Source organism: Enterobacter sp. UPMP2061 (assembly GCF_053709615.1).
Map to the genome: position 1 here is coordinate 133,426 of NZ_JBSKJP010000006.1, position 25,560 is coordinate 158,985.

Sequence of the window (25,560 nt, forward strand, 5' to 3'; positions counted from 1 at the left end):
CTTCACACGAATGGTATCAACTCCCCTTCTGAGGATCTGGCGAGAAGCCGGATAAACTATGTTAAACAGTATTTTAGTAATACTTTGTCTTATTGCCGTCAGTGCATTTTTCTCGATATCGGAGATCTCGCTGGCTGCCTCCCGTAAAATCAAACTGAAGCTGCTTGCCGACGAGGGCAACATCAACGCATCACGCATTCTGAAAATGCAGGAAAACCCCGGCATGTTCTTTACCGTGGTGCAGATTGGCCTGAACGCGGTCGCCATCCTTGGCGGTATCGTGGGCGATGCAGCGTTTTCTCCGGCGTTTTATAGCCTCTTTGTTAAGTACATGTCCGTAGAGCTGGCCGAGCAGTTGAGCTTCATCCTCTCCTTCTCCCTGGTCACCGGCTTGTTCATTTTATTCGCGGACCTGACCCCGAAACGCATCGGTATGATTGCGCCAGAAGCTGTGGCTTTGCGTATCATCAACCCGATGCGCTTCTGCCTGTATGTCTTCCGTCCGCTGGTGTGGTTCTTTAACGGCCTGGCGAACGTCATTTTCCGCATCTTCAAGCTGCCGATGGTGCGTAAAGACGACATCACCTCCGACGATATTTATGCGGTGGTGGAAGCCGGGGCGCTGGCAGGCGTGCTGCGTAAGCAGGAGCACGAGCTGATTGAGAACGTTTTCGAACTGGAATCCCGTACCGTGCCGTCCTCCATGACCGGCCGTGAAAACATCATCTGGTTCGATCTGCATGAAGACGAGCAGAGCCTGAAGACCAAAGTGGCGCAGCATCCGCACTCCAAGTTCCTGGTCTGTAACGAAGATATCGACCATATCATCGGCTATGTGGACTCCAAAGACCTGCTGAACCGCGTGCTGGCAAACCAGAGCCTGGCGCTGAACAGCGGCGTGCAGATCCGCAACACCCTGATAGTGCCGGACACCCTGACGCTCTCCGAAGCGCTGGAAAGTTTCAAAACCGCCGGGGAAGACTTCGCGGTGATCATGAACGAATACGCGCTGGTGGTGGGCATTATCACCCTCAACGACGTTATGACGACCCTGATGGGCGACCTGGTCGGCCAGGGGCTGGAAGAGCAGATTGTTCAGCGTGACGAAAATTCATGGCTCATCGATGGCGGTACGCCGATTGAAGACGTCATGCGCGTACTCGACATTGACGAGTTCCCGCAGTCCGGCAACTACGAGACCATCGGCGGCTTTATGATGTTTATGCTGCGTAAAATCCCGAAACGTACCGACTCGGTGAAGTTCTCCGGCTTCAAGTTTGAAGTGGTGGATATTGATAACTACCGCATCGACCAGCTGCTGGTAACGCGTATTGATAGCAAACCGACCATGCTGGTGCCGAAACTGCCGGATGCCGAAGAGAAGGTGTCGGCGTAATCCTTTGTGTGCCCCACAAACATCAACGGCTCCCATCGGGAGCCGTCTTTTTAACTACTACTGCATAGCACGTTGGTTAAGCCATCTCAGTTTGCAGACGCATAACCTGACGGTTGACTTCGGACATCACAGACAAGTGCTGTTTGTCCTTCACTTTTGGGATAAGGATTTTGCCCTTATCGAACTCAAAAGCGCCAACATCCTTGATGTACAACCGTCCACGGAACAGGATCTTCACGTACTTCGCCACCTGAAGCGGGTTGTAGCGTTGGAAAATTTTCATTCTTGTATCTCCTGCGAATCATACGCTCTTGCGGTGCCACAATCGGCCCGACTGTCCTGAGCGCAAATTTTGATGCCCAATGACTATAGACCAGAACCTCGTACTTACCCAGTGTGCATAAGTTTATTTACCGTTTGATTACAATTATTCAGAATAATCTTTGCAAAGCGTGATACAGCGCAGTATATGCCGTCGTTTTTGCATGGATATGTGCGTTCGCCCGCAAACTGGCATCGGGATTGCGGGAAAAGCCTATTGATCGCACTTATGATTAAAAGCGCATGACCAAGTGGTCGGATCACCTGCTAACAATAAGGAAACACCATGACCCTACGTAACCTCCTGGCAGCAGCTTGCCTGTTGCTGCCGCTGATGGCTTCCGCACACAACATTGAAAAAGGACAACGTGTCCCGCCGGTCGGGATTGCTGACCGGGGAGAATTGATTCTCGACAATGATAAGTTTAGCTATAAAACCTGGAATAGCGCGCAGCTTGCGGGCAAAGTGAGAGTTGTACAACATATTGCCGGGCGTACATCCGCTAAAGAGAAAAACGCTACCCTCGTGGAAGCGATCAAGGCCGCAAAACTCCCGCACGATCGCTACCAGACCACCACCATCGTGAACACCGACGACGCGATTCCCGGCTCCGGGATGTTTGTGCGCTCAAGCCTTGAGAGCAATAAGAAGCTCTATCCCTGGTCGCAGTTTATTGTCGACAGCAACGGCGTGACGCGTAAGGCGTGGCAGCTGGAAGAAGAGAGTTCAGCGATTGTCGTGCTGGACAAAAACGGTCGCGTACAGTGGGTTAAAGACGGCGCGCTGACGCAGGATGAGGTGCAGCAGGTGGTTGCCCTGCTGCATAAGCTACTGACTCAGTAAAGTGATACCCGGAAGCCCGGATTCAGGAATGACTCGCGCGGGGTGTAGTCCAGTGGCTTACCCTGCCAGTCATGCACATGCGCGCCAGCCGCCGCCGCCACCGCATGCCCTGCCGCCGTATCCCAGACGTTCGTCGGCCCGAAACGGGGGTACAGCTGCGCCTGCCCTTCCGCCACCAGACAGAACTTCAGCGACGAGCCAATCGACGTCGTCTGGTGTTCACCCAGCTGTTGCAGATACTCCTCCAGCTCGCTGTCACTGTGCGAGCGGCTGATCACCACCAGCGGAGGACGAGCATCACGCACCTGGATCTGCTTACGCACGCCGCACTCTTCCTTCCAGGCTTTACCTTCCGCCGCGCTGTACATTACTTTCATCACCGGGGCGTAAACCACGCCAAGCACCGCTTTTCCTTTTTCAATGAGGGCGATGTTGACGGTGAATTCACCGTTACGCTTGATAAACTCTTTCGTGCCGTCCAGCGGGTCGACAAGCCAGTAACGCTGCCAGTGCTGACGTTCATCCCAGCTCTGGGGCGCTTCTTCAGAAAGGACCGGAATATCCGGCGTCAGGGCCTGCAAACCTTTCAGGATCACCGCATGCGCCGCGATATCCGCCGCCGTCACCGGGGAGTCATCCGCTTTGCTGACAACATCCATCGGTTTCGCACCGTCGTACACCTGCATAATGGCATCACCCGCATCCCGTGCGAGCTGACAAATTTTATCTAACATTCTCCACCTCTTCGTTAACGCAGTGGGCATAACTTATTGTTTTAGTTATATCGTAATGTGAACAATTCCGCTATCTGTGAAGCAATTCTGGTTTCAGCGCCCTTTTTTCTGGCAGCATTCACACTTCTGTAAGCAACAAATACTACATACATATTCTTTTGTGGCTTGGATCGAAAAAAGGACTCCTCAGATGATTAAGTTTAGCGCAACGCTCCTGGCAACGCTGATTGCGGCAAGCGTTCAGGCGGCGACGGTGGATCTCCGTATTCTGGAAACCACCGATCTGCACAGCAATATGATGGACTTCGATTACTACAAAGATACCCCTACGGAAAAATTCGGACTGGTACGCACGGCAAGTTTGATCAACGCCGCCCGCGGTGAAGTGAAAAACAGCGTGCTGGTCGATAACGGGGACTTAATTCAGGGCAGTCCGCTCGGCGACTACATGGCGGCGAAGGGGCTGAAAAAAGGCGAGGTCCACCCTGTCTATAAAGCGATGAACACCCTGGATTATGCGGTTGGCAATCTGGGCAACCACGAATTTAACTACGGCCTGAAATACCTGCACGACGCGCTGGCAGGGGCAAAATTCCCGTACGTTAACGCCAATATCATCGACGTTAAGACGAAGAAGCCGCTCTTTACCCCTTATCTGATTAAAGAGACCGAGGTTGTCGACCAGGACGGTAAAAAACAGACGCTGAAAATCGGCTATATCGGTTTTGTGCCGCCGCAGATCATGACGTGGGATAAAGCCAACCTCGACGGGAAAGTGACCGTCAACGACATTACCGAAACCGCGCGCAAATACGTGCCGGAGATGCTGGCGAAAGGGGCGGATGTGATCGTCGTCGTGGCGCACTCTGGCCTCTCGGCCGACCCGTATCAGGTGATGGCTGAGAACTCCGTGTACTATCTCAGCCAGGTGCCGGGCGTGGATGCGATCCTGTTCGGTCACGCCCACGCCGTCTTCCCGGGTAAAGATTTCGCTGATATCAAAGGCGCGGACATCGAAAAAGGGACGCTCAATGGTGTGCCATCGGTGATGCCGGGCATGTGGGGCGACCACCTTGGCGTGGTGGATCTGGTGCTGAATAACGACAGCGGAAGCTGGAAAGTCGCGCAGTCGAAAGCGGAAGCGCGTCCGATCTACGACGCAGCGGCCAAAAAATCTCTGGCAGGGGAAGATAAAAAGCTGGTCGACGTCCTGAAGCATGACCACGACGCGACGCGTGAATTTGTCAGCAAGCCGATCGGTAAATCGGCTGATAACATGTACAGCTTCCTCGCGCTGGTACAGGATGACCCGACCGTGCAGGTAGTCAACATGGCGCAGAAAGCCTATGCGGAGCACTATATTCAGGGCGATCCGGATCTGGCAAATCTGCCGGTCCTGTATGCCGCGGCGCCATTCAAAGTGGGCGGACGGAAGAACGATCCGGCCAGCTACGTTGAGGTGGAAAAAGGCCAGCTGACCTTCCGTAATGCCGCCGATCTCTACCTCTATCCCAACACCCTCGTGGTGGTGAAAGCTACCGGGAAAGAGGTGAAGGAGTGGCTGGAGTGCTCTGCCGGGCAGTTCAACCAGATCGATCCGCACAGCAGCAAACCGCAGTCGCTGATTAACTGGGACGGTTTCCGCACCTACAACTTCGACGTGATCGACGGCGTGGAATATCAGATTGACGTTACCCAGCCCGCGAAATATGACGGCGAATGTCAGGCCATTAATCCGCAGGCAGAACGCATCAAAAACCTGACCTTCAACGGCAAAGCGATTGATCCGAATGCCACTTTCCTGGTGGTGACCAACAACTACCGCGCCTATGGCGGCAAGTTTGCCGGTACGGGTGACAGCCACATCGCCTTTGCCTCGCCGGATGAGAACCGTTCGGTGCTGGCGGCGTGGATCAGCGCGGAGTCGAAAAAGACGGGTGAAATTCATCCGGCGGTGGATAACAACTGGCGACTTGCGCCGATCCACAGCGACACTAAGCTGGATATTCGCTTTGAGACATCTCCGTCCGATAAAGCAGCCGCGTTTATCAAGGATAAGGCGCAGTATCCGATGCAAAAGGTCGCGACGGATGATATTAGGTTCGCGATTTATCAGGTGGATTTGAGCAGGTAGCGATGATTGTGCCGGGTGGCGGCTTCGCCTTACCCGGCCTACCCGCAATCCTCGATCCCGTAGGCCGGGTAAGCGCAAGCGCCACCCGGCATTTCATGCCGCACGCTCTTCCCGGTTTGCCATCACCTGCGGCGTATTGACCTCAATCCAGTCGGCCAGCGCGGCCACCTTCTCGCTTACCTCCTGCCCCATCGGCGTCAGGCTATACTCCACATGCGGCGGCACGACCGGATACGACACGCGATCGACAAACCCGTCATGCTCCAGCGCCTGTAAAGACTGAGCCAGCATCTTCTCGCTGACGCCGCCCATCTTGCGGCGCAGATCGCTGAAGCGATGCGTCCCCTGACGTAACGCCACCAGGATCAGCACGCCCCAGCGGCTGGTTACGTGTTTGAGCACCTCCCGTGACGGGCACTGTTCCGCAAAGAGGTTGCCATCGCGCATTTGCTCGCTGAGCGTTGGTATTGTTGTTTTCATACTTACCTTTTTGTACGTACTTACTAAAAGTTAGTTATGGTGATAGTGTGCCACAACACCAGACAAACACGAAGGAGATTCGTCATGATCGCGATTACCGGCGCAACCGGCCAGCTTGGCCAACACGTTATTGAAGAACTGCTGAAAACCGTTCCGGCCAGCCAGATCGTGGCTATTGTGCGTAACCCGGCGAAAGCCGAATCGTTGCGTCAGCAAGGGGTCGTTGTGCGTCAGGCGGATTACACCGATGAAGCCGCATTTACCACCGCGCTGAACGGCGTGGATAAACTACTGCTCATCTCCTCCAGCGAAGTGGGCCAGCGTGCCGTACAGCACCAGAACGTGATAAACGCCGCCAAAGCCGCCGGGGTGAAATTCATCGCCTATACCAGCCTGCTGCATGCTGACAAATCTCCGCTGGGTCTGCACGTTGAGCACGTCGAAACCGAAAATGCCCTGGCGGCCTCCGGCGTGCCTTACGCTCTGCTGCGCAACGGCTGGTACACCGAAAACTACCTGGCAAGCGCACCGCCAGCGCTGGAACACGGCGTATTTATGGGTGCCGCAGGCGAAGGCAAAATTGCCTCTGCGACCCGTGCGGATTACGCGGCGGCGGCAGCGAAAGTGATTTCTGAAGAGGGTCATGCCGGCAAGGTGTATGAACTGGCGGGTGATAATGCCTGGACGCTGAGCGAACTGGCTGCGGAACTGAGCAAGCAGAGCGGTAAGCCGGTAACGTATCAGAACCTCAGCGAAGCCGATTTCGCCGCTGCGCTGAAGGGCGTTGGTCTGCCTGCCGGGCTGGCGGAGATGCTGGCGGACTCCGACACCGGCGCGTCCAAAGGCGGCCTGTTCGACGACAGCCGTACCCTGAGCAAACTGATCGGCCGCCCAACCACATCACTGGCGGAAAGCGTCAAAGCCATCCTGTAGTTGTTAAAAATTGGTTATTTTTTGTGGCATCCCCTCGGGTCATCTCTGATAATGAAGCGATGACCCACAAGGAGGCTCACCGTGCAAGGCGTACCGGAACAGTTCACTGATGAGAGAGACAGCGCGCGCTTTCGCCATCTGGCGCAGCTGCCGGGCCTGGAGCTTTATCACGCCCATATCTCTGACTACGCCTTTGAGCCTCACACTCATGAAGCCTTCGGTATCGGCACCATCGAAACCGGTGCCGAACGCTTCCGCTATCGCGGTACCCAGCATCTTGCCGCGGAAAAATCCGTCGTGACCATGAACCCGGACGAGATCCACACCGGGGAATCCGCCACCGAAGGCGGCTGGCGCTACCGGATGGTCTACATCGAACCCGACCTGCTGGAAGAGGTCACCGGCCTGCGTCACTGGTGGTTTAATGACGTCACGCGCCACGACCCTTTGCGCTCGCAGCAGATTGGCCGGTTAATTTACGGCTTGTGGCACACCAACGATCCGCTGGCGCAGAAGGGGCTGCTACTGGATTTGATTCAGACTTTTCAGCCACTGGCCCATCATGCGCCGGTGGTGCAGGAGGCCGCGCACCGCTTCGAACGCGTTCGCGATTATCTGCACGACAACTATATGCGCTCGCTGACCCTGGACGAGCTGGCTAACGTTGTCTCGCTCAGCCCGTACCATTTTCAGCGCCAGTTCAAAGCCCATTTCCACGTTACGCCCCACCAGATGCTGATGGCCATCCGGCTGTGGCGCGCAAAAGCATTCCTCACCCACGGCATGCCTGCCGCCGAGGTGGCCGCCGCGACCGGGCTGACCGATCAGTCGCATTTAACCCGCGCATTCACCCGTCGCTACGGCATCACGCCCGTGCGCTACCAGAAACAGGTTATGCCGCGCTAATGCGCAACCTCATACAATACGCGCGCGTTTTGCCCTCCTACACTGATCGCAAAGTGAATCAAGATGGATGGAAAAATGATTAGCGGCGTGTTGTATGCCCTGCTTGCGGGTTTGATGTGGGGGCTGATTTTTGTCGGCCCGCTGATTGTGCCGGAGTACCCGGCAATTTTGCAGTCGACCGGACGTTACCTGGCGCTGGGGCTGATTGCCGTGCCGCTGGCGTGGCTGGGGCGCGCGCGTCTGCGTCAGCTGGGCCGCCAGGACTGGCTCACCGCGCTGGCGCTGACCATGATGGGTAATCTGATCTACTACGTCTGTCTGGCGAGCGCCATTCAGCGCACCGGTGCGCCGGTGTCGACCATGATTATCGGCACGCTACCGGTGGTCATCCCGGTTTTCGCGAACCTGCTTTACAGCCAGCGTGACGGCAAACTGGCGTGGTCAAAAATGGCGCCCGCTCTGGTCTGCATCGCCGTGGGGCTGGTGTGCGTGAATATTGCCGAGCTTCGCCACGGCCTCGAAAACTTCAGCTTGTGGCGTTACGGTTCAGGGATCTTTCTGGCGTTTATCTCGGTTGTCTGTTGGGCCTGGTATGCCCTGCGCAACGCACGCTGGCTGCGGGAAAACCCGGATAAACATCCGATGATGTGGGCGACGGCGCAGGCGCTGGTCACCCTCCCTGTCTCGTTGCTGGGCTATGTGGGCGCGTGTGTCTGGCTGGGTAGCCAGCAACCGGCATTTACCCTGCCCTTCGGACCGCGCCCGTGGGTATTCGTCGGGTTAATGGTCGCCATTGCCGTGCTCTGTTCGTGGGTGGGCGCGCTGTGCTGGAACATTGCCAGCCAGAAGCTGCCGACGGTGATACTGGGGCCGCTGATTGTCTTTGAGACGCTGGCAGGGCTGCTCTATACCTTCCTGATGCGTCAGAGCGTGCCGCCGCTGCTAACGGCCTGCGGGATCGCGCTGCTGGTCGTTGGGGTGGTGATTGCGGTGAGAGCGAAGCCGGAAAAACCGATGGTCGTTCCGGCGTCGGAGGGGTGAGCTTTTCGCCCAGCGGCGCTTCGCTTGCAGGGCCTACAAACCGTAGGCCGGGTAAGCGTCAGCGCCACCCGGCACAGTATCAGAACGTTTCCCAGTTCGCTTCAGACGCCGCCGCGAGGGGCTGCGCTTTAGGTGCATAGGTCTTAACCGGCGCGGCTTTCACCGCCTGGTTGCGGGTGATCTTAAACACCGCCACCGCGTCGTTCAGGCGTGCAGCCTGATCTTCCAGCGCCGCAGCTGCCGCCGCAGACTCTTCCACCAGCGAGGCGTTCTGCTGGGTGACGCGATCCATCTCCGCCACCGCCTGACCCACCTGGTCGATACCGCGGCTCTGTTCGTCGGAGGCCGACGCAATCTCACCCATGATGTCCGTCACGCGCGTAACCGCATTGACGATCTCCGCCATCGTCGCGCCCGCTTCATTTACCAGCTGAGAACCCGCGTTGACGCGTTCGCCGGAATCATCGATCAGCGCTTTGATCTCTTTCGCCGCCTGCGCGCTGCGCTGGGCAAGGGTACGCACCTCGCCCGCGACAACCGCGAAGCCACGTCCCTGCTCGCCCGCGCGCGCCGCTTCTACCGCCGCGTTCAGCGCCAGAATATTGGTCTGGAAAGCAATGCCGTCGATCACGTTAGTAATTTGCGCGATTTTGCTGGAACTGGTGGCGATTTCGTCCATGGTGCGCACAACGCCCTCGACCACGTCACCGCCCTTCTTCGCGGTGGAGGAGGCGTCCAGCGCCAGACGCGACGCCTGACGCGCGTTATCGGCGTTTTGCTTCACGGTGGCGGTTAACTGTTCCATGCTGGCTGCCGTCTCTTCCAGAGAAGCGGCCTGTTGCTCGGTACGGGAGGAGAGATCGTTGCTGCCCGCCGAGATTTCACCCGCGCCGGTGTAGATGGTATCAGCGCCTTCACGCACCACGCCCACCGTGTTGGCCAGCGCAGTCTGCATCTCCTGAACGTTGCGCGCCAGGATCGCCATTTCATTTTTACCCTCAGCCTGAATCGGCTGGGTTAAATCCCCTGCGGCAATGGCGCGGATATGGTTGATCACCTCTTCCAGCGGCAGCAGCAGCACACGGCGCATCGCAATCCAGCTGGAAATAATCACCGCGATCACCAGCAGCATCACCGCAGAAAGGATCCACAGAATGCGTTTGTAGTCGCTTTCATTGTCCTGGATACCTTTGGCGGTCAGCGCGGCCTGCGCCTCACGCCACTCGCGATAAACCTTTTGCATCGCGGTCTGCTTCTGTTCGGCATTTTGTTTGAACATATCTTCCAGATTGCCCTGCCCCAGCAGAACGTTCATTTGCGTCAGCGTGGCGGAGTAGACGCGGTATTGCTCTTCCAGACGATCGGCCAGGTGCTCGTCCATACCCGGCGTTTCCGGCAGCGCGTAGTATTTATCGTAATGGATCTGGGCATCGGCCAGCAGGTTTTTCGCGGTATTGACCAGCTCGTTCAGCTGCCCGCCGTTAATCTGCGACGCCATGCTGCTTTGCAGGCGCAGCATACCGCGGTTGAGAGTGACGCGCGCCTGGTTCAGGCTGATCCAGGCGTCGGTAAACTCCGCGACGTTCTGGCTGGAAAGCTGAGAAACGGTGAAGTTCTCTTTATCGTTATTGAGTGCGTTAATGAAAATGCCAGCGGAGATCAGCTGCATGATGCCGAGCACAAGCAGCACCGAAATCAAAAGAGTAATGACTTTTATACGTTTAAACATGCGTTGCCTTTTTTATATACAGGTATTGTCTGACCTGTATCTATCGGCACGCGCGGCAGGTTGTTTACTGTTTCTCCACCTTTAAAAACTTTCGAAAGCCCTTTTCTGCATTCAATCAGCAAGTTAAAAGCACGCTTTTTTTGTGATCCCCTTCTCATTTTCACCCTTGCCTCTAAAGGGTTATAGTATCCACCTAAAGATGCATTTAAAATGCATCTTATATTTCTGATGATGAGGTAACTGCTATGGCCTTCCGCGACCAACCCTTAGGCGAGCTGGCGCTCTCCATCCCTCGCGCTTCTGCGCTGTTCCGTAAATACGATATGGATTACTGCTGCGGTGGTAAGCAAACGCTGGCGCGCGCAGCGTCGCGTAAAGAGCTGGATGTGGAGGCTATCGAAGCGGAGCTGGCTCAGCTGGCTGCACAGCCCGTCGACAAAGACTGGCGCACCGCGCCGCTGGCTGAAATCATCGACCATATCATTGTGCGTTACCACGACCGTCACCGCGAGCAGCTGCCGGAGCTGATTTTACAGGCGACCAAAGTTGAACGCGTTCATGCCGATAAACCTTCCGTACCGCGCGGCCTGGCGAAATATCTGACCATGCTGCACGAAGAACTTTCCAGCCACATGATGAAAGAGGAGCAGATCCTCTTCCCGATGATCAAACAGGGCATGGGCAGCCAGGCCATGGGGCCCATCAGCGTGATGGAAAGCGAACATGATGACGCCGGCGAACTGCTGGAAGTGATCAAACACACCACCGACAACGTCACACCGCCGCCAGAAGCGTGCACCACCTGGAAAGCCATGTACAACGGCATTAATGAGATGATCGACGATCTGATGGAACACATTAGTCTTGAGAATAACGTTCTGTTCCCGCGTGCATTATCGGGTAAATAAAAAAGCCCGGTGGCGCTAGCGCTTACCGGGCCTACAACATCCGCGAACGTAGGCCGGGTAAGCGTCAGCGCCACCCGGCAACATGCTTAGCGCATGCCCGCCATACGTTTCTTACCGATAAATAGCCAGCCCAGCCCCAGCGCGATAAACCACAGCGGCGTGACCATCAGCGCCTGTCGGGTATCTTCTTCCAGCGTCAGCAGCACCAGCACGAAGACAAAGAACGCCATGCACACCCAGCACATCAGCTTGCCCAGCGGCATCTTGTAGATCGACTTCTCGTGCAGGTGTGGACGCTGCTTGCGGTACACCAGGTACGAGCAGAGGATGATGGTCCAGACGAACATAAACAGGATCGCCGACACCGTGGTGATCATGGTGAACGCGCCGATTACGCTCGGGTTGACGTAGAGCATCACCACACCACCCAGCAGACAGATGCAGGAGAAGGTCAGCCCTTTCGCCGGTACCGCGCGTTTAGACAGTTTGGCAAACGCGCTCGGAGCAACGCCCTCCTGCGCCAGGCCGAACAGCATACGGCTGGTGGAGAAGACGCCGCTGTTCGCGGAAGAGGCCGCAGAGGTCAGCACCACGAAGTTAATCAGGCTCGCGGCAGCAGGCAGCCCCACCAGCACGAACAGCTCGACGAACGGGCTCTTGGTTGGCACCACCGAGCTCCATGGCGTCACGGACATAATGACGATCAGCGCGAACACGTAGAACATGATGATACGCAGCGGAATGGAATTGATCGCACGCGGCAGGGATTTCTCCGGATCTTTGGTTTCCGCCGCCGTGGTACCGACCAGCTCAATCCCGACAAACGCAAACACCGCAATCTGGAAGCCGGCAAAGAAGCCGCTGATACCTTTCGGGAACCAGCCGCCGTCATTCCACAGATGGGCAAACGAGGCCTGTACGCCGGTTGGCGACTGGAAGTGCGTCAGCACCATCACCAGCCCGACGACAATCAGCGCGATGATGGCGACGATTTTGATCATCGCGAACCAGAACTCCATCTCACCGAACATTTTAACGGTGGCGAGGTTCAGGCTCAGCAGCAGAACAATCACCGCCAGCGAAGCCACCCAGTCCGACAGGCCGGGGAACCAGAATTGGGCGTAGGCCGTAATAGCGACAACATCCGCCATGCCGGTAACCACCCAGCAGAACCAGTAGGTCCAGCCGGTAAAATAGCCCGCCCACGGGCCGAGCAGGTCTGACGCGAAGTCGCTGAAAGATTTGTATTCGAGATTCGACAGCAGCAATTCACCCATTGCACGCATCACGAAAAAGAGCATAAAACCGATGATCATATAAACGAAGATGATCGACGGGCCGGCAAGACTGATGGTTTTGCCCGAGCCCATAAACAGCCCGGTGCCGATGGCTCCACCAATGGCAATAAGCTGAATGTGACGGTTCGTGAGATTTCGCCGTAGCGACTGTTCAGACGTCGCCTCTTCTGCGGCGGCGACTTTGACCTGATCTACCATGTGATATTTTCCTGTTTATGCCTGTCTGTGTTGTTAAGGCTCTTCTGGCCTTTATATACGCCAAATAAATGACGGACCCTGTGTAAGGACTAATCGATAGTAGGTAAGAATCGGCGGGATGAATACTATGATTTGAATATTATGTTAATAATATGTTGAAAGTGAGTGTCATATCACTCATACAGCGCGAAACAGCTCACAAAAATACACGTAACAGTTTCGTTTGCAATACAAAATGTTGATTTCGTCGTAACTCCGGGTTTTATCGCTATTTTCCTCTCCCCGATCGGAGAGAGGAAAATAAGAAAAACCGATTACAGGATTTCCAGCAGCTCGACTTCAAACACCAGGGTGCTGAATGGCGGAATGGACGCGCCAGCGCCACGCTCGCCGTAAGCCAGGTTGTGCGGGATAGTGAGTTCCCATTTGGAACCTACTGGCATCAGGGTCAGGGCTTCGATCCAGCCTGCGATAACGCCGTTGACCGGGAATTCAGCCGGTTCGCCACGCGCGACGGAGCTGTCGAACACGGTACCGTCGATCAGCTTACCGGTGTAGTGTACGCGAACGTGGTCGGTACGCGCCGGGATTGCGCCATCACCCTGATTGATTACGCGGAACTGCAAGCCGGACTCGGTGCTGTTCACGCCTTCACGCTCACGGTTCTCTTCCAGATATTTCACGCCTTCTGCCGCCATCTCTTCGAAACGCGCGCGACGTACGGCGTCAGCACGTTCGTGGATTTCACGCAGCGCACGGTGCACAACGTCAACCGGCACAGCGGGCTGCTTGCCTTCCAGCGCGTCAGCGATACCCGCCACCAGCGCTTCCGGTAACAGACCTTCCAGGCCGGATTCGCTCAGCTGCTGTCCTACCTGCAAGCCGATGCCGTAGCTTGCCTGCGCTTCGATAGTGTCAAAAGTCGGGGTGGTCATGGGTTTTCCTTCCATCACATTTAAAGTAGCGGGCAGCATATCAGCCATGCCCTTATGGGTAAAACTTTGTCTTAAGTAAAGGTGACAAACTGCGACGAAACGGAAACAATGGTAGCCGTCAGGATTTTCCCTAATATATGTCACGAAAGCTGGCTTTGTTACGCCCATCAGGCAGTTAGCAAACTACACTTCTCAGGACAGGATAAAAAGACGCGGAGCAGGAGGAGAGCCATGCCCGGGCGATTTGAACTGAAACCTACCCTGGCGAAAATCTGGCATGCGCCGGATAACTTTCGCATCATGGACCCGCTGCCGCCTTTGCACCGCAGAGGCATTATTATCGGCGCGTTGCTGATCGTCATCGGCTTCCTGCTTCCTTCCGGCAGTGACAACGTTGATACCGCGCCGGTCAGCCGGAATGCTGAGCTGGATATCCAGTCGCAAAGCCAGCCGCAGCCTGATTCACAGCCGATGCAGACGCAGCTGGTCACACCGACTAACGATCCGGGCCAGGTTGCGCCGGTTGAACCTGAACCTGTTCAGGAAGATCAGGAGCAGGCCGCCGCCCCTTCAGAGCCACAGGCGCAACAGCCCACCGGCATTGAGCAGCAGTGGCGTTCGTATCGCGTAGAGCCTGGGAAAACTCTTGCCCAGCTGTTCCGCGACCACAATCTGCCAGCAACGGATGTGTATGCCATGGCGCAAGTCGAGGGGGCAGGCAAACCGCTCAGCAACCTGCAAAATGGTCAGATGGTGCAGATCCGCCAGAATGCCAGCGGGGTGGTGACCGGGTTAACGATCGATACCGGAAACGGGCAGCAGGTACTGTTTACCCGTCAGCCGGACGGCAGTTTCATCAGAGCACGTTAATGGCCCAGGCCGGGTAAGGCGATGCCGCCACCCGGCACTTTTGTTCTCAGGCACGCCGTTTATTCACCCACCAGATCCCCGAGCAGACCAGCACCAGCGCAATCGCGTATTTGATGTCCAGAATGTTTTCGCCGAGGAAGATGGCGGAGAGCACCGTCCCTGCTACAGGTATGACAAAGTTGAACGGGGCAATCATACTCACGCGGTTTACTTTCAGCAGCGCGCTCCACAGGGCGAACGCCACGGATGAGAGCAGCGTCAGATACCCCAGCACGGCGACGGCTTTCATGCTGTGCACCTCCAGCGTCCCGCCCGTGGCATAGCCTCCCGCAACCAGTGCCGCCCCGCCTATCCCCAGCTGCCAGCCAGTCATCACCGTCGGGTCAACGGTCTGGGAAATGCGTTTCCCGTAAAGCGTGGCCGCAGAGAGAATAAAGGCGGCCAGCACCACAAATCCGTCACCTTTCCAGACAAACTGGAACTCACTTAACCCGCTGTGGAAGTTCACCAGCATCACCCCGGCAAAGCCCAGAACACATCCCAGCGTTTTGTTATAGCTGAGTTTGTCGTTGTGGTAGATAAAGTGCGCCAGCAGCACGCTGAAGAAGGTCCCGGTGGCATTCATGATGGAGCCGTTCACCCCGGTCGTGTAGGCCAAGCCGATATAAAAGAAGGTGTACTGGAGGGAGGTCTGCGTCAGTCCGAGGATCGTGAGCTGGCCAAACTGCGTGGGCGTGAGCCTGCCAATCGGTTTTCGCTGGGCCAGGGCAAAAAGCAGCAGCAACGCGCCGGCAAACAGAAAACGGTATCCGGCAAAGACGACTTTGGAGGGGATATCATCGGTCGCGATCTGAAAGAGTTCGTAGCCACTTTTAATGGCCGGGTACGAGCTTCCCCAAAGCAGACAGCAGAGCGTGGCGCAGGCATAGGCCACATTGCGACGGGCAAAGACGGGCGTGGGCAGAGCAGTATCCATGACAAATCTCATAAATAAAATTGCGTTTCAATTTATTATCAGAGAATGCGTCAGGAATAGCGACCTTACAAGAGCAAAAGATGACGCAGGGTCACGCTAAAAAGCAAAACGCCGGCACAAGGCCGGCGCTTCGACGCGAGCAGAGTAAAAAATTACTCAGCTACTACGTTAACAACCAGTTTAGCGAACACTTCGCTGTGAACCTGGAAGTCAACTTCGTGCTCACCAGTGGTACGCAGAACGCCGTTCGGCATACGAACTTCGCTCTTAGCCACTTTAACGCCTGCCGCAGTAACTGCATCAGCGATATCGCGGGTACCGATGGAACCGAACAGTTTACCTTCGTCGCCAGCTTTAGACGCGATAGTAACGGTGCCCAGTGCGTTGATTGCTTCAGCGCGAGCGTTAGCAGCCGCCAGAACGTCAGCCAGTTTGGCTTCCAGTTCAGCACGACGTGCTTCGAAAAACTCTACGTTTTTCTTAGTAGCTGGAACAGCTTTACCCTGTGGAACCAGGAAGTTACGAGCGTAACCCGCTTTAACGTTTACCTGATCACCCAGGCTGCCCAGGTTTGCTACTTTATCAAGCAGAATAACTTGCATTACCTTATCCTCTTAAAGTCGTATTAATGGACCGTGCCCGATTACTGATGACGATCAGTGTACGGCAGCAGAGACAGGTAGCGAGCGCGTTTGATAGCGCGAGCCAGCTGACGCTGATATTTTGCACGAGTACCGGTGATACGGCTTGGGACAATCTTACCGCTTTCGGTGATGTAGTTTTTCAGCGTTGCGATATCTTTATAGTCGATCTCTTGAACGCCTTCCGCGGTGAAACGGCAGAACTTGCGACGACGGAAATAACGTGCCATATGGCTAGTCTCCAGAATCTATCAAATCAATCTGCTCGGCATGCAGAACCATTTTGCTCAGGCCGTTCTTTGCCTTGTGGCAAGAAATGAACCCCTGAACGATTACTGCGCTACCGACCGTTAAACTGTGAGTAATGGCCTGGTTTTCGTGTCCGCTAATAATCACGGGCATTTGGCACCACGCCTGCCGGTGAAACCCGGCTTCCTCTTGCACAGAACGATGCTCAAGCACGAACTGGCAATGCGGAATTCCTGATGGGCTGACCTTTCGAAGGGGGGTCCTGCACACGGTGCCGGACAACACCAGACGGTTGGTCATCAGAAATTACTCTTCAGAATCCCCAGCATCAGAATCATCTGCGGTTTCGTTTGCGAAATCATCGCGACGCTCACGGCGCTCGTCTTTCGCTTTAACCATCGGAGATGCTTCGGTCACTGCGTGTTTGGTACGCATAACCATGCTGCGGATAACGGCATCGTTGAAGCGGAAGGTAGTTTCCAGCTCATCGATCACTTCCTGCGGAGCTTCAACGTTCATCAGAACGTAGTGTGCTTTGTGCAGTTTGTTGATCGGGTAAGCCAGCTGACGGCGGCCCCAGTCTTCCAGACGGTGGATCGTGCCTTCTGCACCAGTGATGGCAGCAGAGTAACGCTCGATCATGCCCGGAACCTGTTCGCTCTGGTCAGGGTGGACCATAAAAACGATTTCGTAATGACGCATCGAATTGCTCCTTACGGATTATTCAGCCTCCTGTCTGGGTCAGCCGAGGCCCGGGGAGGCAAGGAACGTGTTAAAGGTCGGCTGAAAAATTGACGCGTCATAATACTTGCGCCCCCCAGGAAACTCAAGCTGATTGCACAAATAATTCGCACAAAGGGTAAAGCTGTTCTAAGTGGGTGATTTAAAATCGCACTCATCAGAAGCGCTGTTTTTTTGAACAACACCATCAGAAATGGTCACCCATCGCAATCCGGGTAGCGATTACACTTTAATCAGAGACACTGAACAGAGAAGGAGAACATTACCCCGTATCACAGCACGCAGTCGTGGAGCGCATATCATGAAAAGAATCGCAATCGCCATTTTGGCTGCGCTTTTGCTCAGTGCAAACGCGATGGCAGCCATCAGAATAGACAGCCAACAGGCCAGAAACATGGATGATGTGCAGAGCTTAGGCGTTATTTACATCAATCATAACTTCGCCACTGAAAGTGAAGCAGATCAGGCGCTTAATGAAGAAACCGATGCGCAGGGCGCAAAATACTATCACGTCATGCTGACACGTGAGCCCGGCAGCAACGGTAATATGCACGCCAGTGCAGATATTTACCAGTAAGGCTTTATCGCTAGCACCAGGAAAGCCAACGAAAATCAAAGCCATATATAATTTGCCCCCTGCCCGGGGGCTTTTTTTATGAATGGCTCCGGAATACCACCGGTTACAACTGTTTCGGTATTCCAGAGCACTTATTCACTTCTGCCCGTAATAAGCATTCGGGCCGTGCTTACGCATGAAATGCTTGTTCATCAGGTAATCATCAATGCCCTGAAGCTGTGGGTTAATGCCGCGCGCAATCCACGCCATTCTGGCCACCTCTTCCATCACCACCGCGTTATGCACGGCGTCATGCGCATCTTTACCCCAGGAGAACGGACCATGCTGGTACACCACAATACCCGGCGTATGCAGTGGTTCCGTCTCACCCAGCGTTTCGATAATGACCCTGCCGGTGTTTAGTTCGTACTCGCCTTCGACCTCAGCCTGCGTTAACGCTCGCGTGCAGGGAATATCGCCGAAGAAGTAATCTGCGTGCGTCGTACCCAAAGCAGGGATCGCCAGCCCGGCCTGTGCCCAGGCGGTGGCGTGCGTGGAATGGGTATGCACAACGCCACCCAGAGACGGGTAACGCTGATACAGCGCCAGGTGGGTTGCCGTATCTGAAGAAGGGCGCCATTTGCCTTCAACGACGTGTCCTTCCAGGTCAACCACCACCATATCGTCCGCTTTCATGGCGTCATAGGCCACGCCGCTCGGCTTAATCACCACTAGCCCCTGCTCGCGATCGATGGCGCTTACGTTGCCCCAGGTAAACGTCACCAGTCCATAGCGCGGGAGATCCATATTGGCTTCAAAGACCTGCTGTTTCAGCTTAAGCATGTTCCGCCTCCATCAGCCCTGCCCGCGCCATGCGCTCGCGCACCCAGTCCCGGGCTTTCGCCACTTCTGCCGCCGGGTCGTCCGCGGTTTCGCTCCACATCTCAATCAGGTAAGGCCCGCAATAACCTGTCTGTTTGAGCGTCTGGAAGCACCGTTCGAAATCCACCACCCCGGTGCCGAACGGTACGTTTTTAAACACGCCAGGACGGGTATCTTTAACGTGCACCGCCACGATATGCCCGATGCCCGCCTGAAGCTCCATCTGTACGTCGTTATCCCATGCCGACAGGTTTCCGATATCCGGATAAAGCTGGAACCATGGGTTGTTCAGATAGTGCGCATAGCCCAGCGCCTTGCTGATGGAGTTCATCAACGGATAATCCATGATCTCCATCGCCAGCGTCACCTGCGCACGGCTTGCCATCTCAACGCTCTCTTTCAGGCCCTCCCGGAAACGACGGCGCGTTTCATCGTTGGCTTCCTGATAGTAAACATCGTAACCCGCCAGTTGAATCACGCGGATGCCGACATCCTGTGCAAAGCGAATGGCTTTACGCATGATCTCCAGCCCTTCGGCGCGTACGGCATCATCTTCGCTGCCAAGCGGAAAACGACGATGAGCGCTCAGGCACATGGATGGCACGCGTACGCCGGTTTCGGCAATGGCGCTCACCAGCGCCAGACGCTGGTCGCGGCGCCAGTCCAGGCGAGAAAGACGCTCGTCCGTCTCATCCACAGACATTTCGACAAAATCGAAACCCAACTGCTTCGCCAGCTGTAACCGCTCCAGCCAGCACTCCCCCGCAGGGAGTGCCTTTTCATAGATGCCAAGCGGGACCTGTTTTGACAACATACCCGCTCCTTAACCCCAAAGCTGAGCGATTGAGCGTTTGAACTGACGCGCCGCTTCCACCGGAGACGCAGCATCACGAATGCTACGACCGGCAATAAAGACGTGAATCGGGATACCCTGGAACAGCGGCAGATCCTCCAGCGCCAGGCCACCGGTGACGGTCACTTTGAAGCCCATATCGGCCAGACGTTTGATCGCGCTGATATCGGCTTCGCCCCACGCCACGCCTGCGGCCTGCGCATCACGGCTACGGTGATAAACCACCTGCTGGATACCCGCTTCGCGCCACTCCTGCGCCTGCTCCCAGGTCCAGAAACCAGTCAGTTCAATCTGCACGTCGCCGTTGAACTCTTTCGCCACGTCCAGCGCGCCTTTCGCGGTGTTGATATCCGCACAGCAGATCACGGTGACCCAGTCGGCGTTGGCTTCAAAGCACATGCGAGAGAGGATTTTGCCCGCGTCGGCGATTTTGGCATCCGCCAGCACGATTTTATGCGGATAGAGCGCCTTCAGGTCACGAACCGCACGAACGCCTTCGCCCACGCACAGAATGGTGCCGACTTCGATGATGTCCACTTCTTCCGCAATCAGACGGGTGGTTTCGTAAGCGTGAGACAGAGTCTGGTTATCCAGCGCGACCTGCAACATTGGTAATGACATTTTCAATTCCTCTTAAACGGCCGCCGCAGTGGCGTTATCAATTAAATCCAGCACGTCCTGCGCGGTACGACAGGCGCGTAAACGGTCAAAATTAGCTTCATCATCAAACAGATTGACGATCTGCATGATCCCCACCTCCTGGTGGGTGTTGGCATCGACAGCCGCCATGGTGATCAGAATGTCGACCGGGTCGTTATCTTCGTGGTTGAACACCAGTGGTTTTTTCAACGTCACCAGCGCAAAACCGGTTTTCTTGACGCCCTCTTCGGGACGGCCATGCGGCATTGCCAGCCCCGGGGCAATCACAAAATAGGGTCCAAACTGCGCCACGCCATCCAGAATGGCCTGGTAATAATGCGGCTCGACAACGTCCGCCTTAACCAGCAGGTCCACGCCCAGCTTCACCGCTTCCTGCCAGGTGCTGGCTTCGGCCTGTAAAAGGATGGAGTTATTCTCTGCCAGCGAATCACGTAGTTTCATGTGGCATCCTTACTTCACGTCTTGTGGGAAGTGTTCTTTGATCACTTCCAGCAGCTTTGGTCCGAAATCCGCAGGCGACAGCATGTTGCGTACACCTACCACGTATTTGTTGCCCGACACGCTAATCTCGCCGGCAATGTGCGTTGAGGCGATGATGATGTCCGCGCCGTTCAGTTCACTTTTGTATTCACCCACTGCGCAGCTGTTCACCGTGTGGTCAATGTTTGACTGGGTTAAAAACTGGTCCACTTTCATCTTCATGATCATGGAGCTACCTTGCCCATTGCCACACACAGCCAGGATACGTACGGTCATAATCGAAACTCCTTAATGAGCAGACACTTCTGCTGTTTGTTTTTCTGCATCTTCTTCAGCCCGCAGCGAACGGCCAGCGAAGAACATATAAGCCAGGGCAATCAGGATGATGACGGCCATAAAGACCAGCCCGATGGACGCAAAGCCCTGCATCATCGGCGGCGCCAGAATTGACCAGTCCGCCATGCCCATCCAGGCGCTCATGCCAGTGAGCTTGACCGCCCACACGCACCCGAAGATTTCAACCATGCCCATCACCAGGCAGATCTTGAGCGCTGCGCGCCATCCGCCGAAGTGGTTAGCAAACACGCCGATAGTGGCGTTGGAGAAGAACATCGGGATAAAGCCAGGAATAATCAGGATTGAGGAGCCACAGCCCACCAGGATGCCGACCGCAATCAGCTGGCCGATGGTGCCCCACATAAAGCCCCAGACGACGGCGTTTGGCGCAAAGCTATAGATAGCCGCACAGTCAATCGCCAGCACCGCGCCAGGGATCAGGCGCTGGGAGATGCCGTTAAACGCTTCCGACAGTTCAGCGACGAACATACGCACGCCCTGGGTGATGATGAAAATGGCCACAGCGAAGGAGAAACCGGTTTGCAGGATATAGACCGTCCAGTGGGTTTTACCCGCCATTGCCTGCACCACGTCAATGCCAAAGGAGAGCAGGATGGCACCGAAGAAGATGGTCATCACAATTGCCGTGGAGACGATGTTGTCGTGGAAGATATTCAGCCAACCAGGCAATTTGAGGTCTTCAACACTCTCCTCTTTTTTGCCCAGGTACGGCGCAACTTTGTAAGCAATCCAGGAGGCGAACTGCTGCTGGTGACCGATGGAGAAGCCGCAGCCGTCCGTAACGTCCTGCGTTGGCTTATACATCATGTTGGAGGTGATGCCCCAGTAAAGTGAGACCAGCACTGCCGTACAGATGACCGTGGTCCACATTGGGTAGCCGAAGATATAGAGAGAAACCGCAATCAGCCCCGCCTGCTGGAACATGATGTGCCCGGTGAGCATGATGGTGCGAATACCGGTGATGCGGCGCAGGAGCACGTAAATGATGTTCAGCGCCAGCGCGAGCAGTACCGCATACCCAACCCAGCTGTACGCATCTCCCATGCGATCGATGGTGGCCATCATGGACGCGTAAGTGTCAGAGATGGCGCCGTTAATGCCGTATACCTCTGACATTTTGGCAACAACCGGCTTAAACGTGCTGGTCAGAATGCCAGACCCCGCCTGCAACAGCATAAAACCAATGATGGTTTTGATGGTGCCTTTGATAATCACGCTGACGCTTTTGCGCAGCAGGATGTACCCCAGGCACGTCACGATACCCAGCAACAGCGGGGCGTTGGTCATTACCTGATTAAAGAACACGGTAAAGACGTTGTAGAGGATCTCCATAACTCTCTCCAGAAAATGAGAACACGAGGGGCAATCCCTGTGTGGTTGGTGTCATCACTCTATTAATCACAAATAATCATCACAAGATTGCACTTGATTATTTGTGACGGATCACGCAATTTATTTCCATGGTATTAGTAATGATTTTCACTACCAATCCAACCAAATAAATAAATTATTAAATTTCAATACATTAATCATTTATAACGGTTATCTTAACAACGTCATGAAGTTTTTCCTGTGAGGTGGCGAGGGGAATTTTCCGCAAATCAGCCATTGCAAATCGATTAAAACAGTGCCAGCATTAATCACAACAAGTCATATAGTGATTACTTTTGATTAAAACCAGGAGTCAAACGATGAGTAAAGTGAAAACCATCACCCGTGAATCATGGATTCTGAGTACCTTTCCGGAGTGGGGTAGCTGGCTGAACGAAGAGATCGAGCAGGAACAGGTTGCTCCTGGCACATTTGCGATGTGGTGGCTGGGCTGCACCGGGATCTGGCTGAAATCAGAAGGCGGCGCCAACATTTGTGTTGATTTCTGGTGCGGCACCGGCAAACAGAGCCACGGCAATCCACTGATGAAAAAAGGCCACCAGATGCAGCGTATGGCCGGCGTTGAAAAGCTCCAGCCGAACCTGCGCACCACGCCTTTCGTGCTGGATCCTTTTGCCATTCGTCAGATCGACGCCGTACTCTCTACCCACGATCACAACGATCATATCGACGTGAACGTGGCGGCAGCGGTAATGCAAAACTGCGCGGACGACGTACCGTTTATTGGGCCGCAGACCTGCGTGGATTTGTGGATTGGCTGGGGCGTGCCAAAAGAGCGCTGCATCGTGATGAAGCCGGGCGACGTAGTGAAAATCAAAGACATTGAAATTCACGCGCTGGATGCCTTTGACCGTACCGCGCTGATCACCCTGCCTGCCGACCAGAAAGCCGCAGGCGTACTGCCAGACGGGATGGATGAGCGCGCGGTGAACTACCTGTTCAAAACGCCTGGCGGTTCCCTGTATCACAGCGGTGACTCCCACTACTCCAACTATTACGCGAAGCACGGTAACGAGCATCAGATTGACGTGGCGCTTGGCTCTTACGGTGAAAACCCGCGCGGGATCACCGACAAAATGACCAGCGCGGACATGCTGCGTATGGCCGAAGCGCTGAACACCAAGGTGGTGATCCCGTTCCACCACGATATCTGGTCAAACTTCCAGGCCGATCCGCAAGAGATCCGCGTCCTGTGGGAGATGAAAAAAGACCGCCTCAAGTATGGCTTCAAGCCGTTCATCTGGCAGGTTGGCGGCAAGTTCACCTGGCCGCTGGATAAAGACAATCTTGAGTACCACTACCCGCGTGGTTTCGATGATTGCTTTACGATTGAACCCGATCTGCCGTTCAAATCCTTCCTCTGATTCTGAGGCCCAATCGCCAGACCTTGCGTCTGGCGATGTCATATTTATCTTAGTAATTTCACGCTATTTCAAATATCATCTTTTCAAATCAATTCTTATCGGAATAGCTCATGACGGAAGCGCAACGGCATCAAATTTTACTGGAACTCCTGGCGCAAACAGGGTTTATCACCGTCGAGAAAGTGATCGAACGTTTAGGGATCTCCCCCGCTACCGCGCGGCGGGACATTAACAAGCTGGATGAGAGCGGCAAGCTGAAAAAAGTCCGCAACGGTGCAGAGGCCATCAGCCAGCAGCGTCCACGCTGGACGCCGATGAACATCCACCAGGCGCAGAATCACGATGAAAAGGTGCGGATTGCCAGAGCGGCATCACAGCTGGTAAATCCTGGAGAAAGCGTGGTGATCAACTGCGGTTCGACGGCGTTTCTGCTGGGCCGTGAGATGTGCGGCAAGCCGGTGCAAATCATCACCAACTATTTGCCGCTGGCCAACTATCTCATTGACCAGGAACATGAAAGCGTGGTGATCATGGGCGGCCAGTATAACAAGAGCCAGTCCATCACCCTGAGCCCGCAGGACAGTGAAAACAGCCTCTACGCCGGGCACTGGATGTTTACCAGCGGCAAAGGTCTGACGGCGGATGGCCTGTATAAAACCGATATGCTCACCGCAATGGCAGAACAGAACATGCTTAACGTAGTGGGCAAACTGGTGGTGCTGGTCGACAGCAGCAAGGTCGGTGAACGCGCCGGCATGCTTTTCAGCCGCGCCGAGCAAATCAGCATGGTGATCACCGGCAAAAACGCCAACCCCGAGATCCTCAGCAAGCTGGAGGATCAGGGTGTCACAGTGCTGCGCGTTTAAAGGTGCTGACGGAAGAATTCCACGGTTGACTCCAGCGCGGCCGGGGTAATACGGTGCCGGACACCTGCTCCCCACAGGCAGGTCAGATTGCTGTCCAGCCCTTCACGCTGTAGCGCCTGTTGCAGGCGGAACGTTTCACCGGGCGGTACGACGTCATCGGCGTCCCCATGCCACAGAAGCAGCGGACGATCGGCCAGCTGCGAAAGCGCATGGCTGACGTCCCATTCAGACAACAGGGCCTCAATCTCCTGAGGGGCCTGCGGTGGGAACAGCGTCTTTGCCAGTGACGTAAAGTAGCCCGATCCCATCAGGCAAGCGACAGACGTCACCTCCGGATGCCTGGCCATGATCCCCAGCGCCGTCATTCCGCCCATTGATGCGCCTGCGACCGCCAGCCGTTTCCCCTCCACCAGCCCGGCCTGCAAGAGCGCGTCACGCAGCCCGGCGAACTCGGTCAGATTGCCGTGCAGCGTTTGCCAGAACAGCTCCAGCCGCGCCTGCTCATCGCCCGTAAAGCGTGCCCCATGATTCGGCGCATCAGGCATGACCACCCGGAAACCGGCCTGCGCCAGCGCGACGGCAAAATAGCTGTAGACCAGCTTCGAGGAGAGAAAGCCATGATAGAAAACTACCGTCGGCAGCGGCTGTTCACCTTTACCAGCCGAAAAAGCATGGATGATTTCATGCCCACTCAGCTGGCGAGTTTCAATTTCAATCATTGTCGATCCTGTGCTGATGAATGATTCATAATGTTGAGAGCTGGATTACGGTTTCACGATATTTTCATTCGAAATCTACGTCCCAGATAACACTTCG

General features: G+C 55.3%; 29 protein-coding genes. 11 read left to right on the plus strand and 18 right to left on the minus strand.

The genetic code is table 11. The annotated features are described in order from the left end of the window. Positions 1–58 precede the first annotated feature (58 nt). The gene (locus ACWKXX_RS14075; protein ID WP_017383933.1) at positions 59–1,396 is read left to right on the plus strand and encodes a hemolysin family protein; all 1,338 of its coding nucleotides are present in this window, start codon (positions 59–61) and stop codon (positions 1,394–1,396) included. 76 nt (positions 1,397–1,472) lie between these two features. Here the strand turns inward: ACWKXX_RS14075 and ACWKXX_RS14080 are convergent, their stop codons facing one another. Beyond that, the gene (locus ACWKXX_RS14080) at positions 1,473–1,679 is read right to left on the minus strand and encodes a DUF1107 domain-containing protein (RefSeq protein ID WP_003856054.1); all 207 of its coding nucleotides are present in this window, start codon (positions 1,677–1,679) and stop codon (positions 1,473–1,475) included. A gap of 324 nt (positions 1,680–2,003) precedes the next feature. On the opposite strand from ACWKXX_RS14080, the gene ACWKXX_RS14085 reads away from it, so the two are divergent. Then, positions 2,004–2,561, plus strand: a complete 558-nt coding sequence (locus tag ACWKXX_RS14085) for a YtfJ family protein (RefSeq protein ID WP_017694658.1) — start codon at positions 2,004–2,006, stop codon at positions 2,559–2,561. Here the strand turns inward: ACWKXX_RS14085 and cysQ are convergent. Then, positions 2,555–3,295 carry a 3'(2'),5'-bisphosphate nucleotidase CysQ gene (cysQ, locus tag ACWKXX_RS14090; RefSeq protein WP_015572488.1) on the minus strand — a complete coding sequence of 247 codons (741 nt, stop codon included), beginning with the start codon at positions 3,293–3,295 and terminating at the stop codon, positions 2,555–2,557. The genes ACWKXX_RS14085 and cysQ overlap by 7 nt on opposite strands. A gap of 190 nt (positions 3,296–3,485) precedes the next feature. Here cysQ and ACWKXX_RS14095 point away from each other — a divergent pair, with 190 nt between their 5' ends. After that, complete coding sequence (locus ACWKXX_RS14095; protein ID WP_261665777.1) at positions 3,486–5,429, plus strand: bifunctional 2',3'-cyclic-nucleotide 2'-phosphodiesterase/3'-nucleotidase; 1,944 nt, start codon at positions 3,486–3,488, stop codon at positions 5,427–5,429. A 93-nt stretch (positions 5,430–5,522) separates the two neighbouring features. Here the strand turns inward: ACWKXX_RS14095 and ACWKXX_RS14100 are convergent, their stop codons facing one another. Then, positions 5,523–5,909, minus strand: coding sequence for a winged helix-turn-helix transcriptional regulator (locus tag ACWKXX_RS14100; RefSeq protein ID WP_017694660.1), 387 nt, complete (start codon positions 5,907–5,909; stop codon positions 5,523–5,525). Positions 5,910–5,993: 84 nt separating this feature from the next. Here ACWKXX_RS14100 and ACWKXX_RS14105 point away from each other — a divergent pair, with 84 nt between their 5' ends. The 3 genes from ACWKXX_RS14105 to ACWKXX_RS14115 all read left to right on the plus strand — a co-directional run bounded on the left by ACWKXX_RS14105 (position 5,994) and on the right by ACWKXX_RS14115 (position 8,789). Further along, a complete protein-coding gene (locus ACWKXX_RS14105; RefSeq protein ID WP_261665779.1) occupies positions 5,994–6,842 on the plus strand; it encodes an SDR family oxidoreductase in 849 nt (282 codons plus the stop codon). A gap of 81 nt (positions 6,843–6,923) precedes the next feature. Next, complete coding sequence (locus ACWKXX_RS14110) at positions 6,924–7,748, plus strand: AraC family transcriptional regulator (protein WP_017694662.1); 825 nt, start codon at positions 6,924–6,926, stop codon at positions 7,746–7,748. 75 nt (positions 7,749–7,823) lie between these two features. Continuing rightward, positions 7,824–8,789: a DMT family transporter gene (locus ACWKXX_RS14115; RefSeq protein WP_017383939.1), complete on the plus strand. Its 966-nt coding sequence runs from the start codon at positions 7,824–7,826 to the stop codon at positions 8,787–8,789. Between the two features lie 79 nt (positions 8,790–8,868). On the opposite strand, the gene ACWKXX_RS14120 is transcribed toward ACWKXX_RS14115, so the two are convergent. Next, a complete protein-coding gene (locus tag ACWKXX_RS14120) occupies positions 8,869–10,518 on the minus strand; it encodes a methyl-accepting chemotaxis protein (protein ID WP_261665780.1) in 1,650 nt (549 codons plus the stop codon). Positions 10,519–10,763: 245 nt separating this feature from the next. Between ACWKXX_RS14120 and ytfE the strand changes: the two genes are divergently transcribed. Then, entirely contained in the window at positions 10,764–11,426 is a 663-nt protein-coding gene (gene ytfE / locus ACWKXX_RS14125; protein WP_063659280.1) for an iron-sulfur cluster repair protein YtfE, read from the plus strand. 86 nt (positions 11,427–11,512) lie between these two features. Here ytfE and cycA read toward each other — a convergent pair whose 3' ends face one another. Further along, a complete protein-coding gene (cycA, locus tag ACWKXX_RS14130) occupies positions 11,513–12,922 on the minus strand; it encodes a D-serine/D-alanine/glycine transporter (protein WP_015572483.1) in 1,410 nt (469 codons plus the stop codon). Between the two features lie 314 nt (positions 12,923–13,236). Beyond that, positions 13,237–13,857, minus strand: a complete 621-nt coding sequence (fklB, locus tag ACWKXX_RS14135; protein ID WP_008502892.1) for an FKBP-type peptidyl-prolyl cis-trans isomerase — start codon at positions 13,855–13,857, stop codon at positions 13,237–13,239. A 231-nt stretch (positions 13,858–14,088) separates the two neighbouring features. Here fklB and ACWKXX_RS14140 point away from each other — a divergent pair, with 231 nt between their 5' ends. Beyond that, a complete protein-coding gene (locus ACWKXX_RS14140) occupies positions 14,089–14,727 on the plus strand; it encodes an OapA family protein (protein ID WP_045141839.1) in 639 nt (212 codons plus the stop codon). Positions 14,728–14,773: 46 nt separating this feature from the next. Here ACWKXX_RS14140 and ACWKXX_RS14145 read toward each other — a convergent pair whose 3' ends face one another. The 5 genes from ACWKXX_RS14145 to rpsF all read right to left on the minus strand — a co-directional run bounded on the left by ACWKXX_RS14145 (position 14,774) and on the right by rpsF (position 17,295). Next, positions 14,774–15,703, minus strand: coding sequence for a DMT family transporter (locus ACWKXX_RS14145; RefSeq protein ID WP_017383942.1), 930 nt, complete (start codon positions 15,701–15,703; stop codon positions 14,774–14,776). Positions 15,704–15,855: 152 nt separating this feature from the next. Further along, the gene (gene rplI, locus ACWKXX_RS14150) at positions 15,856–16,305 is read right to left on the minus strand and encodes a 50S ribosomal protein L9 (RefSeq protein ID WP_006810372.1); all 450 of its coding nucleotides are present in this window, start codon (positions 16,303–16,305) and stop codon (positions 15,856–15,858) included. A gap of 41 nt (positions 16,306–16,346) precedes the next feature. Further along, the gene (gene rpsR, locus ACWKXX_RS14155) at positions 16,347–16,574 is read right to left on the minus strand and encodes a 30S ribosomal protein S18 (protein ID WP_000135199.1); all 228 of its coding nucleotides are present in this window, start codon (positions 16,572–16,574) and stop codon (positions 16,347–16,349) included. Positions 16,575–16,578: 4 nt separating this feature from the next. Next, the gene (gene priB, locus ACWKXX_RS14160) at positions 16,579–16,893 is read right to left on the minus strand and encodes a primosomal replication protein N (protein WP_003856035.1); all 315 of its coding nucleotides are present in this window, start codon (positions 16,891–16,893) and stop codon (positions 16,579–16,581) included. A gap of 6 nt (positions 16,894–16,899) precedes the next feature. Continuing rightward, positions 16,900–17,295 (minus strand): 30S ribosomal protein S6, encoded by a 396-nt coding sequence (gene rpsF / locus ACWKXX_RS14165; RefSeq protein ID WP_003856034.1) that lies wholly within the window; start codon positions 17,293–17,295, stop codon positions 16,900–16,902. Positions 17,296–17,635: 340 nt separating this feature from the next. On the opposite strand from rpsF, the gene yjfY reads away from it, so the two are divergent. Continuing rightward, positions 17,636–17,911, plus strand: coding sequence for a DUF1471 family protein YjfY (gene yjfY, locus ACWKXX_RS14170; RefSeq protein WP_017383944.1), 276 nt, complete (start codon positions 17,636–17,638; stop codon positions 17,909–17,911). Between the two features lie 135 nt (positions 17,912–18,046). Here the strand turns inward: yjfY and ACWKXX_RS14175 are convergent, their stop codons facing one another. From ACWKXX_RS14175 to ulaA, 6 genes are read right to left on the minus strand one after another with little or no spacing between them, the layout of a single operon-like run. Next, on the minus strand, positions 18,047–18,733 hold the full coding sequence (locus ACWKXX_RS14175) for an L-ribulose-5-phosphate 4-epimerase (RefSeq protein WP_017383945.1): 687 nt from the start codon (positions 18,731–18,733) through the stop codon (positions 18,047–18,049). After that, positions 18,726–19,586, minus strand: coding sequence for an L-ribulose-5-phosphate 3-epimerase (locus ACWKXX_RS14180; RefSeq protein WP_015572478.1), 861 nt, complete (start codon positions 19,584–19,586; stop codon positions 18,726–18,728). The genes ACWKXX_RS14175 and ACWKXX_RS14180 overlap by 8 nt, the downstream gene beginning before the upstream one ends. Positions 19,587–19,595: 9 nt before the next feature. Beyond that, the gene (gene ulaD / locus ACWKXX_RS14185; protein WP_017694667.1) at positions 19,596–20,246 is read right to left on the minus strand and encodes a 3-keto-L-gulonate-6-phosphate decarboxylase UlaD; all 651 of its coding nucleotides are present in this window, start codon (positions 20,244–20,246) and stop codon (positions 19,596–19,598) included. Positions 20,247–20,258: 12 nt separating this feature from the next. Then, positions 20,259–20,726 carry a PTS ascorbate transporter subunit IIA gene (gene ulaC / locus ACWKXX_RS14190; protein ID WP_017694668.1) on the minus strand — a complete coding sequence of 156 codons (468 nt, stop codon included), beginning with the start codon at positions 20,724–20,726 and terminating at the stop codon, positions 20,259–20,261. A 9-nt stretch (positions 20,727–20,735) separates the two neighbouring features. Further along, complete coding sequence (gene ulaB / locus ACWKXX_RS14195; protein ID WP_003856022.1) at positions 20,736–21,041, minus strand: PTS ascorbate transporter subunit IIB; 306 nt, start codon at positions 21,039–21,041, stop codon at positions 20,736–20,738. Between the two features lie 12 nt (positions 21,042–21,053). Next, on the minus strand, positions 21,054–22,454 hold the full coding sequence (ulaA, locus tag ACWKXX_RS14200; RefSeq protein WP_150326233.1) for a PTS ascorbate transporter subunit IIC: 1,401 nt from the start codon (positions 22,452–22,454) through the stop codon (positions 21,054–21,056). 359 nt (positions 22,455–22,813) lie between these two features. Here ulaA and ulaG point away from each other — a divergent pair, with 359 nt between their 5' ends. Then, positions 22,814–23,878, plus strand: a complete 1,065-nt coding sequence (ulaG, locus tag ACWKXX_RS14205) for an L-ascorbate 6-phosphate lactonase (protein ID WP_006810379.1) — start codon at positions 22,814–22,816, stop codon at positions 23,876–23,878. 110 nt (positions 23,879–23,988) lie between these two features. Then, positions 23,989–24,744 carry an HTH-type transcriptional regulator UlaR gene (ulaR, locus tag ACWKXX_RS14210; RefSeq protein WP_003856014.1) on the plus strand — a complete coding sequence of 252 codons (756 nt, stop codon included), beginning with the start codon at positions 23,989–23,991 and terminating at the stop codon, positions 24,742–24,744. Here ulaR and yjfP read toward each other — a convergent pair. After that, entirely contained in the window at positions 24,741–25,463 is a 723-nt protein-coding gene (gene yjfP / locus ACWKXX_RS14215) for an esterase (protein ID WP_261665781.1), read from the minus strand. The two genes, ulaR and yjfP, sit on opposite strands and share 4 nt — an antisense overlap. Positions 25,464–25,560: the final 97 nt, after the last annotated feature.